The following is a 13,751-nucleotide window of genomic DNA, read 5'->3' as shown; positions in this document are numbered from 1 at the left end:
TCTAAGCATTATGATTATTGCATTATATGTAGTGCTTGCTATTATTGGTATTATTATTCTACTAACTATAATAGCGCCTAAAAACTACAACGTAAGTAGAAGTGTTACAGTAAACAAACCTGTTGAGGAAGTATTCAATTACATTAAATACGTAAAGAAACAAAACGATTGGTCACCATGGAAGAAAAAGGACCCAAAGATGGTACAAAGTTATGAAGGAGTAGATGGGGAAGTTGGTTTTATTGCAAAGTGGGAAGGCAATAAGGAAGTAGGTACTGGTGAACAAGAAATAACACGTGTTGTTGAGAATGAAACTCTTGAAAGCCAATTGCGATTCTTTAAACCATGGAAATCTCAGTCTGATGCTTTTATAACAGTCGATGCAATAGATAAGGAATCCACTAAGGTAACCTGGGGTTTTTCTGGAGTTAATAAACCTCCTACAAATATTTTCTTTTTGTTTTTTAATATGGATAAAACCGTAGGTAAAGATTTTGAGGATGGTTTAAGTGAACTCAAAGTTATTTTAGAATCTTAATAGTATTTTATGGTAGGATGGTTTGAGATTCCGGTTAATAATATGAAACGCGCCAAGCAGTTTTATGAAATCGTATTTGGTGTAGAAATCCAAGAAGTAGATTTTGGTGGTTTTTTAATGGGATGGTTCCCAGGAGGTAATGGTTCTAATGGTGCAACAGGCACATTGGTAAAGCAAGAATCCTACATTCCAAGTCAAGAAGGTACTTTGGTTTATTTTATGTCTGAAGACGTGCAAAACGAACTCGATAGAGTAGAAGGTGCTGGAGGTAAAATTTATCAGCCAAAAACCAAAATCTCAGATGAACATGGTTTTATGGGAGTTTTTATTGATTCTGAAGGTAATAGAGTAGCACTACATTCTAACGCTTAAAATCTTAGGCTCTACCTTTCTTTTTGCCTTTGTTACGCTTATTGTTACGACTTATGACCTTGTATTCTTCGTAGCATTCGCTAATGGCGTCTAAAATCTGAAGATCATTGGCAGTATTGATAAAGTCCTTAGAGTAGTTACATTGGTTAACTATTTCATCGAGATCATATTTGTTTACTTGTAACAAAACTAAAAGCATTTCGCGGTCAAAACGTTTAGCAAGTTGGTTTCTAATTTCATCATCATTCTTCATCTTTTTGAGCTTCTTCATTTCATTTGGCTTTTTGCCAAACATATTATAAAGAAAATCAGCCGGATTGAAAATAGCACCCAATACTTTAGTAGCAATATTTGGTCTACCTGCCTCATAACCTTGACCTGGCAAACCTGAAATACGATAACGGTTATTAGATTGTATTGGTACAGCCATCATATCTACCTTAAGATACCCTGTGAGCTGTAGTTGTTTTACGGTAACTTCTTCAAGCGCTAGGGCAAGCTCGGTCATGGTTATTTTAGTATTACCAAATTTAAGCCAGTCATTAGTTACTCTTACTTTAACGGATTTGTAACCTAAATAGGAAAGGAGCAAGGTATCATTAGCAACAGCCTTAATTTCAAAAATACCTTCATCATTAGTTGAGGTTCCTACAACCTGATTGATATTTACAATATTTACTTCACTTAATGGAGCATTAGTAGAACTACTAATAATCGTACCCTTAACGCGTGTAGGTAGTTTAGTATTGGTGCTGTCTTGACTATAGCTATTAACTGTAGTGAAACATAAAAATAAGATCAATAAATATCGCATGCACATCTATTACGGTGTAAATGTACTAAACAAAACGCAGTTTGCTGTAGGACTATTATAGATTTGACTTAATATTAACAAGATGTCTATTTTACCGTTTATCGTTATACATTAACCTCTAATGTTAAGAATCATCTTATTTTTTGCAATTGTTTGTATTTTCGTTTTTAGGGGATTGCATCAAATCCACTCGCTATTTTAAAAAATATTGAAAAAGACGCTTTTAATAATACTGCTCAGTTTTAGCTTCATGCATTGTGTTTTATCACAAGGTGAAGCTGCAAATTGGTATTTTGGTGTAAATGCTGGTCTCAATTTTAGTTCTGGAGCACCTGTTTTAGACTTAAATGGTCAACTTGCTACAAATGAGGGTTGCGGTTCAATTTCTGATGCCAACGGTGATTTACTTTTCTACACAGATGGTATTAGTGTATGGGATAAAAATCACAACCAAATGCTTAATGGGTTTGGTCTTTTAGGTGATCCGTCCAGTACGCAATCTGGCATAATTATACAACGACCAGGTTCCGATAATATCTATTACATTTTTACTGTAGACAGTTCTGCTGGTGATCATGGATTTAGATACTCTATTGTAAATATGAGTCTTAATAACGGAAATGGCGACATTACGTTAAAGAATGAAGAACTTTTATACCCAAGTACCGAGAAAATTACGGCTGTAAAACATGCTAACGGTATTGATTATTGGGTTATTACGCATGGTTGGAGTAACAACGAGTTTTTAGCATACCAAATATCACCACAAGGCATTAATCTAAATCCTGTAATATCAGCAGTAGGGACTGTACATGGCACTGACAACCCAAATGCGTTTGACCAAAAGATTGCCAATACAATTGGGTATCTAAAAGTTTCGCCTGATGGTAATCGTATTGCTAGTGCAAAATTTGGTGCAGATAGCAATGTGGAAATATTTAGTTTTAATGATAATACGGGAGTAGTATCAAATCCCATTTCACTTAACGATCAGTTTTATAGTAGCTCATCTGCCTCTGGTGCTTATGGCTTAGAGTTTTCTCCGAATGGTGAGCTGTTATATGTTTCAGATAAAAATTTCGATTTTCAAACAAACGAGGCAAGTTCTAGACTATTTCAATTTGATGTAAGATTTAATAATGCGAATGATATAATTAATTCGAAGACCTTATTATATGAGGGAGGTGATGAGCTAGGTGGATTACAACTGGCACTCGATGGCAAAATTTACGTTTGTAATTCAGGAAAAACTGCTCTTGATGCTATTAATAGTCCTGATACTTTGGGTCCAAATTGTGATTACCAAATAGGTGCTGTTGATTTAGGAGGACGGTTAGTTACCTTAGGATTACCGCCATTTGTACAATCACTATTTAATGCAACATTCAGTATTAATAATTCATGTTTGGGAAATGAAACAACTTTTGAATTAATATCTGAAGTAGACAACGCTTCAGTACTTTGGGAATTTGGAGATGGAACAACTTCAAGTTTGCAAAGTCCAACACATACTTACACTAGTCCAGGTGTCTACACAGTTAATGTTAGTGCATCATTCGCAGGACAATCCTTAGAATTAACAGAAGAAGTCATCATCTATGAAATTCCAATAGCCAACATAACAAGTGATTACTATCAATGTGAGTCCCAAGATGACAGTGGCTTAACTACGTTTAACCTCGACACCAAGATTGGTGAAGTTATGGGTACGCAAGATGCTAGTGTTTTTTCAGTTCTATTTTTTGATTCTGAAGAAAATGCGATTGTTGGTTCCAACCCATTGGACTTAATTTATGATATTATAGATTTTCAAACTGTGCATGCACGAATTCAAAATAACTTTAACCCAAGTTGCTATGATATTACTTCATTTAATCTGCAGGTATTGGATAGACCTGATATTATTGAAGAAGTAACATTTTATATCTGTGAAGACGAATCTATAGTTTTAACCGCAGATGCTGGATTTGATGCTTATGCTTGGTCTACAGGAGATCTTACTTCATCCATTGAATTAGGCATAGCCGGAACCTATACTGTTGAAATATTTAAAAACCATAACACTACGCTAAGCATTGCTTGTAGTACTACAAAGGTCTTCAATGTGATACAATCTGGATTGCCTACTATCTCTGATGTTCAAGTTGAGGAATGGCAACGTCAAAACAGTATTGCGGTTTTTACCGAAGGTTTTGGTGATTACGAATTTTCACTCGATAATTTCATTTATCAAGATTCCAATGTGTTTTCAAATTTAAATTTTGGAGATTATATTATCTATGTAAGAGATAAAAATGGTTGTGGTTTTGCTACACAAGCCATTTCAATATTAGGTTACCCAAAATATTTTACTCCAAATAGTGACGGTGACAATCCATTTTGGAGTATAAAACTTCCACCTGATGAAAATGACTTTGAAATATCAATATTTGACAGATATGGCAAACAACTAGCCACGCTCAATGCCACAGCTAGTGTTTGGGATGGTACTTACAATGGGAAATTAATGCCTACCTCAGACTATTGGTTTATTTTAAAACGACCAAGTAAAAATGAAATGCGCACAGGTCATTTCACTCTAAAGCGATAACACTTTTATCTACGCCTAGAACGTCTAGGTCTATCTGAAGTAGAACTGCTAGATTCTGAAGAACGTCGGTCTCCTCTAGAATCATTGAATTTTCTGTCTGCTCTATCATTAGAATGTCTATCGCTTCTATTATCATCTGATCGTCTTCGGTCTCTTCTGTTTCCAGAACCTGATGAACGTCTATCTCCTCTAGGATTATTATCAGAACGTCTTCCGCGTCCACCGCTTCGTCTATCATCTCTACCACGTCCTCTGTCTCGTCTTCCTCCACCACTACGCCCTCTGTTTTCACTGACTTCAACGTTTACAAAACGACTGTCGTGTTTGTAATCTGTAAAGAATGCTAAGACTTTTTCTTGTAATTCTTTTTCAGTATTAAAGAATGAAAAACTATCCTTAACATCTACCTTAAATACATCATCACGACCTAGTTCTAAGACTTCTTTTAAGAAATCTTTTAATTTCATCCAATCGAAACCATCTTTTCTTCCTACATTAATAAAGTAGCGTGTGTCGTTAGTAGATTTACCATAATCACGTCCACCACCATCTCTATCAGAACCTCTTGATTCAGATACAGTTAAATCTTTTGATTTTTGATAATAATTATAGAAACGATTAAATTCTACTGAAAAGAATTTTTTTATGAGTTCATCTTTATTAGTATCAGCAAATAGCTCATTAATACTTTCAAGGTGCTTATCAATTTCGTGATTAGTTTCCGTTGTATGGATTTTATTAGCTAAAGCCATTAATTGTACTTCAACAATATCAGTACCAGAAGGGATATCTTTTTTTTCGAATTGCTTTTTAATGATCCGCTCTATACTTTTTATCTTTCTAATTTCACTTTTAGAAACAATCACCATTGAGATACCGGTTTTTCCAGCACGACCAGTACGACCAGATCGGTGCGTGTATATCTCTGGTTCATCAGGTAATTGGTAATTTATAACATGCGTAATATCATCAACATCAATACCACGAGCAGCAACATCTGTTGCAACCAATGTCTGTATTTGCCTGTTTCTAAAAGACTTCATTACTAAATCACGTTGATTCTGACTTAAATCTCCATGTAGTGCGCCAGCCGAGTATCCATCCTCAATTAAGTTTTCGGCTACTTTTTGAGTATCGCGTTTTGTTCTACAGAAAACGACTGAGAATATCTCTGGATTAGCATCAGACAATCGTTTTAAGGCCTGGTAACGATCTCTTGCATTTACTAAATAGTATTCGTGAGAAACCTGACTTGTACTTTCATTTTTATTTCCTACCGTAATTTCTATAGGATCGTACATAAATTTCTTAGCAATGGTAGCCACTTCTTTAGGCATAGTTGCTGAAAATAACCATGTACTTTTATCATCTGGTGTGAAGGATAATATATCGGTAATATCCTCATAGAAACCCATATTTAGCATTTCATCTGCCTCGTCTAAAACACTGTAGCCTATTTTAGAAATATCAACCAAATTACGGTTTATCATATCTTTCATACGGCCTGGTGTTGCAACAATTATCTGTGCACCTTTTTTTACCTGTCTGGCTTGCTCTGTTATACTAGCACCACCATATATAGCAACTACATTTAGACCTTTGCAGTATTTACCGTAAAGCTTTAGCTCATTGGTAATTTGTAAACATAGTTCTCGTGTAGGCGATAAAATTAGTCCTTGTGTAGTACGACTATTAATATCAATTTTTTGAAGCATCGGAAAGCCAAAAGCTGCCGTTTTACCCGTACCAGTTTGTGCAAGTGCAACCAGGTCGCGTTCTTCATCTAATAAAACTGGGATTGCTTTTTCTTGGACTTCACTAGGTTTTGTAAACCCTAAATCCGTAATAGCGTTAAGAAGGTCTTGACTAAGACCTAGTTCTTGGAATGTACTCATTCTTTAATTTAAGTATTCGATTATGTTATGTAGTGTTACATAAGAAGTGAATCGACATACTTAAACCTGAACTTCTTGCAACACATCCTCACCCTGAGGAATCTGCGAACCGTTTCTAAAAATAAATGGTTTCGCTCAATAAAAGCGCAAAGATAGTCTTTTAATTGGATATACAATTTTATGAATAGCTTTCACATTTTAAAAAAAGTAAATGTTACCTTATTCAACAATTACTTTTAAGATTAATTTTTGGATATGAAGCCAGAACCGTATCTTGGAGTGATAATAGGTATTGTTCAATTTTGTTATTCTATAACATAAAATATAATGAGTTATGAATTGGGATGCGGTTAGTGCCATTGCAGGACTATTAGGTGCCATAGGAGTTATTATTACCTTAATCTACCTATCAGCACAAATAAAACAAAACAACAATCAGCTAAGTGGTGCGGCTACTACCGCTGTATATGAATACCAGCGAAAGCTGGTAGAAATATTAACTGAGGATACAGAATTATATAAAATTGCTTTACGAGGAAATGAAGACCTGAATTCTCTTAATGAATGGGAAAAACAAAGGTTTACTTTATGGTGTCTTTACGAAACTGGTATGTGGGAGATGTGTCATCAGCAATACAAACAAGGTGCTTTAGATGAGTCTATATATTTAGGGAAAGTTACATATTGGTTGCAATTGCATAGTTCACCAGGAAGAAGAGATTGGTGGAATACACATACAGCGATGATGAGTAGTGAATTTTACAAAGATATTTCAGCTCAGCTAGAATCAATTCCTGTACGAAAACTTAGAGAAACAAATCCTGTATTTAATTCAAGTATTCACGATTAGATTTTTTTAATTCTAAGAATAGCACTTACCATAGAAACATCTTATATTTTAGTTTATTTAATGGGTTAACTATTGATTCGATTTCATGGAATTAATCCAATCTTCCATAGCTTTAGGCGACATAATTTCTGGGTTGCCTAAATCTTTATCGTCAGCATTTAAAAGTTCTTTTGGCAAATCATTAATCAATAAATCTAGGTCATGGTGACTCTTTATATTTTCCATTACCACAGTGGCCATTTCTTCATTATGAGGAATCTTTCTTGCACGTACAGCTTTTACCAAACCTTTTAATAAAGTTTCCCAAGTGGTCATTGGTCCCTGTACAATTGAAGCAGATTCGGCGAATGAATCAATGAATGCAAAAGGTACTTTCGCAAATTCTTCTTTCATAGCTATTACACAGGCAATCCAATCGGAGTCAAATGAGAAGTCGTATACAGAAGGGTTTTTAAGTATTTCAGATAAAATGTCTTTGTGATATAATTTAAAAGCAGCTTGAGAATCAAGAATACCAAGAGAGAATATACTAACTCCAATCATGCGTTGCATATGTCGCAGTGCTTTAATACCAATTCCCCAGCGATTTTCTTGTTTCACCAAAACAGCATTGGGATCCTTTCGGTTACCAAGAACTACTTTATAACCTTTTTCTACATGTGGTTTTAATAGTAAACCAATTTGAGATAAATGCACTGAGTTATCAGCATCTGTATATATGATTAAATCAACGCCATCTTCAAGAGCTTTTTCACATCCTAAAAGTATGGCACCTCCTTTTCGAGAATCATTTGCTGAAGCCAGATTTTGTAAAGGTGGTTTATCTGCTGGTAAATGTTTTTGTAAAAAAAGAACTTGTATTTGATCTGCATATTTAGATTTTTTTCGAATGGATTCTGCTATATCACCACTTCCATGTGGGCAACCATCATCTACGGCATAAATTTCCCAATCAATTTTTGAATCTTTAAAAAGCCAGGCTAGTTGATCTACTTTAACATTTAATAAATCTTCACCATTAGGATTACTTTTAGTTTTCTTTAAAAGACGATTTTGTTCTCCCCACATAGCAAATACAACTCCTATTTTTAGTCGATGTTGACAAGAGCTAACATAGTCTTTGGAGTCAGTGATTTTGGCAGCTATCCGAAACGCTAAGGGAGAATTGGTGTCATTACCAATCTTAATAATTTCTGTTAAAGGAAAGTCGCTAATTCGGTTTATCAGGTTATAAAGATAGTCTTGATCTGCAGCAGAAGTTAAGTCGAAACTTTGCTTGCTCGATTGACATATTTCATTAAGAGATGGATTCATATTGTCAAAGATTAATGGCTAATATAAAACGATAATTGTAGTTAACTGTATGAGTTTAAAAATTTAATAAGTTGTTTTACAGCCAAACCTCTATGACCAATTTTGTTTTTTAGCTCAAGGTCTATTTGGGCAAAGGTGTGCTCATAACCTTCCGGTCTAAAAATAGGGTCATAACCAAAGCCTTTTTCACCTTGTTTGCTCTTGGTAATCTCACCTTTGCAAATGCCAGTAAACTCATAGTAGTTACCATTAAGATGAAGTGCTATAACAGTAATAAACTGAGCGTTTCTATTAGGTTTGTCCTCAAGATTTTTAAGAAGCTTGTCCATATTGTCATTGGCATTACGTTGCGGACCTGCATAGTGTGCTGTATCTACACCAGGTACGCCATTTAATGCCTCAACTTCCAAACCTGTATCGTCTGCAAAACAATCGTAACCATAATGGGTTTTGATATAATCTGCCTTTTGTTTGGCATTGCCTTCAATAGTTCCTGTGGTTTCTGGGATGTCTTCAATACACAAAATATCAGCTAAGCTCAATAGCTTTATATACTCTGGTACCAAGGACTGTACTTCTTTGATTTTGTTTGGGTTATTGGTAGCGAAAACAAGTTGCATAAATCAGTGTTAAATAGGATTTCAAAGATAGTTTTTATTCGGTTAAGCCCTAAAAAATAGGTAGTTTTACGATACATAAAAAATATGCTATGCGTTACTTATTCTTCAGTCTACTTTTTTCACTGCTATCTTATGCGCAAACCACCATCAAAAAAATAGAGGATCAATGGGTTTTAAAGGTAGATGGTGAACCTTTTGAAATTAAGGGTGCAACTTGGGGTTATGACAAGGATGTGGCTAATTATGATACTTATTTTAAGGATTTAAAATATTTGGGTGTAAATACCTTACGGCTTTGGGCTACGGGTAAAAATACTCCGGCATTAATGGATATGGCACATGCTCATGGCATGAAGGTGATGGTAGGTATTTGGATGCGTCATGGGAGACCTGGTATGGAAGATGACGATAGCTTTAACTACCTCACTAATAAGGAAGGAATAGAAGATCAATACAATAGTGCTATTGAGGTGGTAAACACCTATAAAGATCATCCTGCAACCCTAACTTGGGGAATTGGTAATGAGGTATATCTCAATATGGCTACAGACGAAGAGAAGCTGGTGTATTCTCAATTTTTAGAACGTGTATGCAGCGATATTAAAAAGATAGATAGTAATCACCCAATTTCATCAACCGAGGCATGGACCTTTGGTATGGATTGGTGGAAAGAACACGTACCCTCCTTAGACATTTATGGTCTTAACGCTTATGGTGCTGGCGCCAATTTTTTACAAGAAGAAATGGAAAAGCGCAATATTGATAAGCCCTACATTGTCACCGAGTTTGGTGTAACAGGTGAATGGGATGTAACAGAAGATAAAAATGGTGTAAAGATAGAACCCAACGATAAACAAAAATATGATGCGATTGCCAAGGGTTACTATGATTGGATCACAAATAAAACCAATTGTTTAGGTGTTTATGTGTTTCATTACAGTGATGGAACCGATTTTGGAGGTGTGTGGTTAATGACACATTTTAATGGCAGTTATAGACCACAATATTGGGCCATACGTGAAGCCTTTACAGGGAACAAACCAGAAAATTATGTACCTGAGATCAACAATTTTAATTTACCAGATAAAGCTTATGGCAGTGGAGAATGGGTACCAGTTGTTTTAGAAACTTCTGATAAAGAAAACGAAACTTTAGAAATGAGTTTTGGGTACAATCATCGTGTTGGAAGTAGACGATATAGAAATCAAATTTTACCCTTAAACCTTAGAGGTAATTCTAAGGATGGTTTTGAAATAGAATTGCCCAAGGTTAATGGTAGTATAAAGGTCTATGCCATGGTGAAGGATACCTACAATAATTTAGGCATTGCCTCTTCGTCTATTGTGGTACAAGATGCCATTGCCAGTGCTAAAAAATTCTTGGTACCAAAAGTAGAGCTACCGTTTTATGTGTATAAAGATGATATAGAGGTTCCTTATTTCCCATCAGCTTATATGGGTAATTACCAGGCTTTGGAAATTGATATGAACCACACGCGCGAAAAACACTCTGGCAATACCTCAATGCTTATTCATTATAAAGAAAAAAGTGGCTGGTATGGTATTGGTTTGGTAGATCCTGCCAATGATTGGGGCGATATTTTAGGAGGATATGACATTAGTGGTGCAAAGACCTTTAGTTTTTGGGCAAAGTCAGATTTTGGTGGTGTAAGTGCCAAGATTGGTTTTGGTTTAATTGGTAAGGACAAGACCTATCCGGATTCGGCGATTGAGGCTAAAGAAATTCCATTGGATTCTAAATGGCGCAAGTTTACCATTAAGCTCAAGAAATCGGATTTAAGTTTTATACGTTCTGGTTTTGTGCTGTTTGCCAATGCCTATGGTTCACCACATAAAATTTATATAGATGATATTGTTTTTGAATAGTATGAAGAGATCCGTGTTATCACTTTGTCTGGTATCTTGTTTTCTATCTCAGAGTCAGATTAAATATGAGTTTGATTATGCTTTGGAATATGAATATATAGATGCAAAAGACTCAACCAATAATCATAAAATAACTTACTATTCAAGTTCTAAGGCTAATAATTATATGATGTCCGTTAGAGATTTGGAAAGTAATAAACTTGGTGTTAATATGAATGATAACAAACGCTTTACATTAATCATTCAAGTTCATGAAGATGAATTCAACAAAGCTTATGTTATAAGCAATAATTGTGAAGGAATTTCAAAGTGGGACGGAAAGCGGTATAAGAAATATACTGAACGTTATAGTTTTAACTCTTACCAGGATACCATATTGAATGGTAAACTACTTTCTCACTACAAAATAGAGGCTTTACCAAAGAGTAGAGGTATTAAGGATAAATCGGCTTACAATTATTTTCTAGTAGATGAATCGAAAACACAATACTTACCAATGTTTAATCCTCCCCTTGATTATGAAATGTGGCTAAGGGACAAACCATTTTTAAATGGTATTATCGAAGAATATGGTAAGTATAGTAAAAAGCATGGATTCAGAAAGTATAAGCTAGTCAATGTAAAAAAAGTCAAAAAAGTATTTCAGATTCCTGAAAATTGTAATCAGACAAACTAAAGTATGCGTTTAAATATAAAAATCACTTTCTTTTTCCTTTTTATAACAAAAGTTTGCTTAGCACAAGATTGGATGCAAACACCAATACCTGGTATTGGTAACATTGAGTTTCCTTCAGATCCTGAAATCTTTGATCAAAACGGTGTTTTAATTTATAAGTTAGAGAATGATGATGCCTTTTATTTGGTATCCATTGCCCAAACAGATCCAAGCTATAATGCTGAAATAGAGGCAAATTTAGAAGAGTATTACGAAGGTCAATTAGAGGGAGTGGAAGAAGCTTCAGGAGGCACAGTTACCTTTAAACAAGATATTGGTATTGATGGTGTTAGCGCCATTGATGCGAGGATTTCGGGTGTTGCAAATCCGGAATTGCCAAGTTTACTTTTTAAACGATTTGTATATGTAAATTCCTTTAATGTTAGTGCGGAATTTAGACCTAAAAAAACCGATGAGCTTGAGTTTACAGCATTGAAAGATCAGTTTTTCAATTCATTGCAATTAGATGTGAGTGCATTAGGGTCTTCTATTGTCGTTGATGAGGTAAATGGTGAGAAAGATGCGTTTAAGAAAGGCTATGAAATTGGATATGTAATTGGCAGAATTGCATTTTGGGTTTTTCTGGTCATCATTGCCATATTGGTATTCTATTTTATTATTAGGCTATTGCGACCAAAGAAGAAAAAAGAACCAAAGGCTACAGCTTCAAAACCCGTAACTAAACAAAAGATTGAATGTACTAATTGTGGTAAATCCAATAGTACAGAAGCTAAGTATTGTTCACAATGTGGTTATACCTTGCCTAGAGATTAATTAAAATCAATGGTACAGCTTTTTGACTTGCCAAACCATTTTACGCGGTTTCTTGATGCAATTCTATAGATATAATCCCGTATCATTCTTGGAATAAAAGCTAATAGTGCTGCAACGCGTTGCCATTTCGGTATTTTAGAAACAATCTTAAGAAAACCATCGGAATGTGTTTTTACTCCATCCTTGTCAATTAAAATAACAGTGTCAAGTTCTTCTGTTGGAAAGCCGTGTTCTTTTAATAATTCATGGCCGTATATAGACTGAAATGCCACAAATTGAAATAGGTCTTTTGGAGCAAATTTTAATAACCAACCTACAACTCCATTACAGAGGTTACATTCGCCATCAAAAATAATTATGTCCTTTGTAATATGTCGATTCATAATCTGCTAGTTTATAAAACAATAGACGTAAACGGGGTTTCAAACTTTCAGCAATGAAATATTTAGATATTATTTATGATAATTATCAGGTGTATACCTTATTAATAATTGTATATTAGAGTTAGGAATTATTAATTAAAACAAGTACATATATGACGGTGAATTTTCAATATGTAAATACTGATGTTAGTGATACTTTATCAGAATTTGCAACAGAAAAATTAGAGAAATTAGCAAATAAATTTGAGTTTATTATTTCTGCTCAAGTTTATATCAAACATGACGACAAAGACTACCAGGCAGGAAAAATCTGTAACATCGAATTAAGTTTACCTGGTCCTAGAATTTTTGCAACATCGAATGAAAAAAATTACGAATTGGCAGTTAATCAAACTATAAGCGATCTAACGCGTCAATTAAAAAAACGCAAAGAAACTTTTAAAACACATTAATTATTAACTATAAACGCACAGGCGTTTAATTATACCAGAGGGTTTACTAATTATCTATGATGATAGGGTTGGTTCTTTAAAATAGTAAACCCTCTGTATAATTGTTCTATAAAAAATAAGCGCACCATCTGGTGTGAAAAGGTCATTTGAGATAATCCTAGTTTACCATTAGCCCTTTTATATACGGCTTCAGAAAATCCGTAAGGTCCTCCAATTACAAATATTAAGTTTTTTATCCCTGAGTTGAGGTGTTTTTGCAGATAGTTGGCAAAGGCCACGGAATCCATTTGTTTACCATTTTCGTCTAATAATATTACCACATCAGAATTTTGGGTTTTAGATAGGATGAGTTCTCCTTCCTTTTCTTTTTGCTGAGCTTCGCTTAGTTGTTTTATTTTTTTAAGATCTGGAATAATTTCAAATTCAAACCGAATATAATGACCCAAACGATTTTGATAATCTGCAATTAATGTTTGCAGATTGCTGTTATCTGTTTTGCCGATGGCGAAGAGTTTAATCGTCATAATTTCAAAGTTATACTTTTTTAG

At 34.6% G+C, this 13,751-nt stretch carries 14 protein-coding genes; 8 read left to right on the top strand and 6 right to left on the bottom strand.

The window, feature by feature from the left end; translation table 11 throughout:
• Window positions 1-10: 10 nt before the first annotated feature.
• On the top strand, window positions 11-538 hold the full coding sequence (locus tag ACFWV9_RS11080; RefSeq protein ID WP_411895283.1) for an SRPBCC family protein: 528 nt from the start codon (window positions 11-13) through the stop codon (window positions 536-538).
• Between the two features lie 9 nt (window positions 539-547).
• Complete coding sequence (locus tag ACFWV9_RS11075; protein WP_411895282.1) at window positions 548-910, top strand: VOC family protein; 363 nt, start codon at window positions 548-550, stop codon at window positions 908-910.
• 4 nt (window positions 911-914) lie between these two features.
• On the opposite strand, the gene ACFWV9_RS11070 is transcribed toward ACFWV9_RS11075, so the two are convergent.
• Complete coding sequence (locus tag ACFWV9_RS11070) at window positions 915-1,730, bottom strand: carboxypeptidase-like regulatory domain-containing protein (RefSeq protein ID WP_411895281.1); 816 nt, start codon at window positions 1,728-1,730, stop codon at window positions 915-917.
• Between the two features lie 244 nt (window positions 1,731-1,974).
• Between ACFWV9_RS11070 and ACFWV9_RS11065 the strand changes: the two genes are divergently transcribed.
• On the top strand, window positions 1,975-4,314 hold the full coding sequence (locus tag ACFWV9_RS11065) for a T9SS type B sorting domain-containing protein (RefSeq protein ID WP_411895280.1): 2,340 nt from the start codon (window positions 1,975-1,977) through the stop codon (window positions 4,312-4,314).
• A 5-nt stretch (window positions 4,315-4,319) separates the two neighbouring features.
• Here the strand turns inward: ACFWV9_RS11065 and ACFWV9_RS11060 are convergent, their stop codons facing one another.
• Window positions 4,320-6,209 carry a DEAD/DEAH box helicase gene (locus ACFWV9_RS11060; RefSeq protein WP_411895279.1) on the bottom strand — a complete coding sequence of 630 codons (1,890 nt, stop codon included), beginning with the start codon at window positions 6,207-6,209 and terminating at the stop codon, window positions 4,320-4,322.
• Window positions 6,210-6,543: 334 nt separating this feature from the next.
• Between ACFWV9_RS11060 and ACFWV9_RS11055 the strand changes: the two genes are divergently transcribed.
• Window positions 6,544-7,059, top strand: a complete 516-nt coding sequence (locus ACFWV9_RS11055; RefSeq protein WP_411895278.1) for a hypothetical protein — start codon at window positions 6,544-6,546, stop codon at window positions 7,057-7,059.
• 69 nt (window positions 7,060-7,128) lie between these two features.
• Here ACFWV9_RS11055 and ACFWV9_RS11050 read toward each other — a convergent pair whose 3' ends face one another.
• Together ACFWV9_RS11050 and ACFWV9_RS11045 are read right to left on the bottom strand one after the other, a co-directional pair.
• The gene (locus ACFWV9_RS11050) at window positions 7,129-8,373 is read right to left on the bottom strand and encodes a glycosyltransferase (protein ID WP_411895277.1); all 1,245 of its coding nucleotides are present in this window, start codon (window positions 8,371-8,373) and stop codon (window positions 7,129-7,131) included.
• Between the two features lie 41 nt (window positions 8,374-8,414).
• On the bottom strand, window positions 8,415-8,993 hold the full coding sequence (locus tag ACFWV9_RS11045) for a non-canonical purine NTP diphosphatase (RefSeq protein WP_411895276.1): 579 nt from the start codon (window positions 8,991-8,993) through the stop codon (window positions 8,415-8,417).
• An 89-nt stretch (window positions 8,994-9,082) separates the two neighbouring features.
• Here ACFWV9_RS11045 and ACFWV9_RS11040 point away from each other — a divergent pair, with 89 nt between their 5' ends.
• Genes ACFWV9_RS11040 through ACFWV9_RS11030 form a run of 3 tightly spaced genes read left to right on the top strand, consistent with a single transcriptional unit; the run spans window position 9,083 to window position 12,368 of the window.
• Window positions 9,083-10,879: a glycoside hydrolase family 2 TIM barrel-domain containing protein gene (locus ACFWV9_RS11040; protein ID WP_411895275.1), complete on the top strand. Its 1,797-nt coding sequence runs from the start codon at window positions 9,083-9,085 to the stop codon at window positions 10,877-10,879.
• A 1-nt stretch (window position 10,880) separates the two neighbouring features.
• Window positions 10,881-11,555, top strand: coding sequence for a hypothetical protein (locus ACFWV9_RS11035; protein WP_411895274.1), 675 nt, complete (start codon window positions 10,881-10,883; stop codon window positions 11,553-11,555).
• 3 nt (window positions 11,556-11,558) lie between these two features.
• Window positions 11,559-12,368, top strand: a complete 810-nt coding sequence (locus tag ACFWV9_RS11030; protein ID WP_411895273.1) for a zinc-ribbon domain-containing protein — start codon at window positions 11,559-11,561, stop codon at window positions 12,366-12,368.
• Here the strand turns inward: ACFWV9_RS11030 and ACFWV9_RS11025 are convergent.
• Window positions 12,365-12,751, bottom strand: coding sequence for a thiol-disulfide oxidoreductase DCC family protein (locus ACFWV9_RS11025; RefSeq protein WP_411895272.1), 387 nt, complete (start codon window positions 12,749-12,751; stop codon window positions 12,365-12,367). The genes ACFWV9_RS11030 and ACFWV9_RS11025 overlap by 4 nt on opposite strands.
• A 152-nt stretch (window positions 12,752-12,903) precedes the next feature.
• Here ACFWV9_RS11025 and hpf point away from each other — a divergent pair, with 152 nt between their 5' ends.
• The gene (hpf, locus tag ACFWV9_RS11020) at window positions 12,904-13,203 is read left to right on the top strand and encodes a ribosome hibernation-promoting factor, HPF/YfiA family (protein ID WP_411895271.1); all 300 of its coding nucleotides are present in this window, start codon (window positions 12,904-12,906) and stop codon (window positions 13,201-13,203) included.
• A gap of 50 nt (window positions 13,204-13,253) precedes the next feature.
• Here hpf and rlmH read toward each other — a convergent pair whose 3' ends face one another.
• Window positions 13,254-13,727, bottom strand: a complete 474-nt coding sequence (gene rlmH, locus ACFWV9_RS11015) for a 23S rRNA (pseudouridine(1915)-N(3))-methyltransferase RlmH (protein WP_411895270.1) — start codon at window positions 13,725-13,727, stop codon at window positions 13,254-13,256.
• Between the last annotated feature and the right edge of the window lie 24 nt (window positions 13,728-13,751).

The sequence above is a fragment of the Winogradskyella sp. A2 genome, assembly GCF_046762865.1.
GTDB lineage: Bacteria > Bacteroidota > Bacteroidia > Flavobacteriales > Flavobacteriaceae > Winogradskyella.
This window is presented reverse-complemented; position numbering and strand designations above follow the sequence as displayed.

Bases quoted from the DNA above. Each gene is read 5' to 3' on its own strand.
- ACFWV9_RS11035 (WP_411895274.1), top strand. From the start codon at position 10,881: ATGAAGAGATCCGTGTTATCACTTTGTCTGGTATCTTGTTTTCTATCT.
- rlmH (WP_411895270.1), bottom strand. From the start codon at position 13,727: ATGACGATTAAACTCTTCGCCATCGGCAAAACAGATAACAGCAATCTG.
- hpf (WP_411895271.1), top strand. From the start codon at position 12,904: ATGACGGTGAATTTTCAATATGTAAATACTGATGTTAGTGATACTTTA.
- ACFWV9_RS11030 (WP_411895273.1), top strand. From the start codon at position 11,559: ATGCGTTTAAATATAAAAATCACTTTCTTTTTCCTTTTTATAACAAAA.
- ACFWV9_RS11040 (WP_411895275.1), top strand. From the start codon at position 9,083: ATGCGTTACTTATTCTTCAGTCTACTTTTTTCACTGCTATCTTATGCG.
- ACFWV9_RS11075 (WP_411895282.1), top strand. From the start codon at position 548: ATGGTAGGATGGTTTGAGATTCCGGTTAATAATATGAAACGCGCCAAG.
- ACFWV9_RS11065 (WP_411895280.1), top strand. From the start codon at position 1,975: ATGCATTGTGTTTTATCACAAGGTGAAGCTGCAAATTGGTATTTTGGT.
- ACFWV9_RS11050 (WP_411895277.1), bottom strand. From the start codon at position 8,373: ATGAATCCATCTCTTAATGAAATATGTCAATCGAGCAAGCAAAGTTTC.
- ACFWV9_RS11070 (WP_411895281.1), bottom strand. From the start codon at position 1,730: ATGTGCATGCGATATTTATTGATCTTATTTTTATGTTTCACTACAGTT.
- ACFWV9_RS11025 (WP_411895272.1), bottom strand. From the start codon at position 12,751: ATGAATCGACATATTACAAAGGACATAATTATTTTTGATGGCGAATGT.
- ACFWV9_RS11060 (WP_411895279.1), bottom strand. From the start codon at position 6,209: ATGAGTACATTCCAAGAACTAGGTCTTAGTCAAGACCTTCTTAACGCT.
- ACFWV9_RS11045 (WP_411895276.1), bottom strand. From the start codon at position 8,993: ATGCAACTTGTTTTCGCTACCAATAACCCAAACAAAATCAAAGAAGTA.
- ACFWV9_RS11080 (WP_411895283.1), top strand. From the start codon at position 11: ATGATTATTGCATTATATGTAGTGCTTGCTATTATTGGTATTATTATT.
- ACFWV9_RS11055 (WP_411895278.1), top strand. From the start codon at position 6,544: ATGAATTGGGATGCGGTTAGTGCCATTGCAGGACTATTAGGTGCCATA.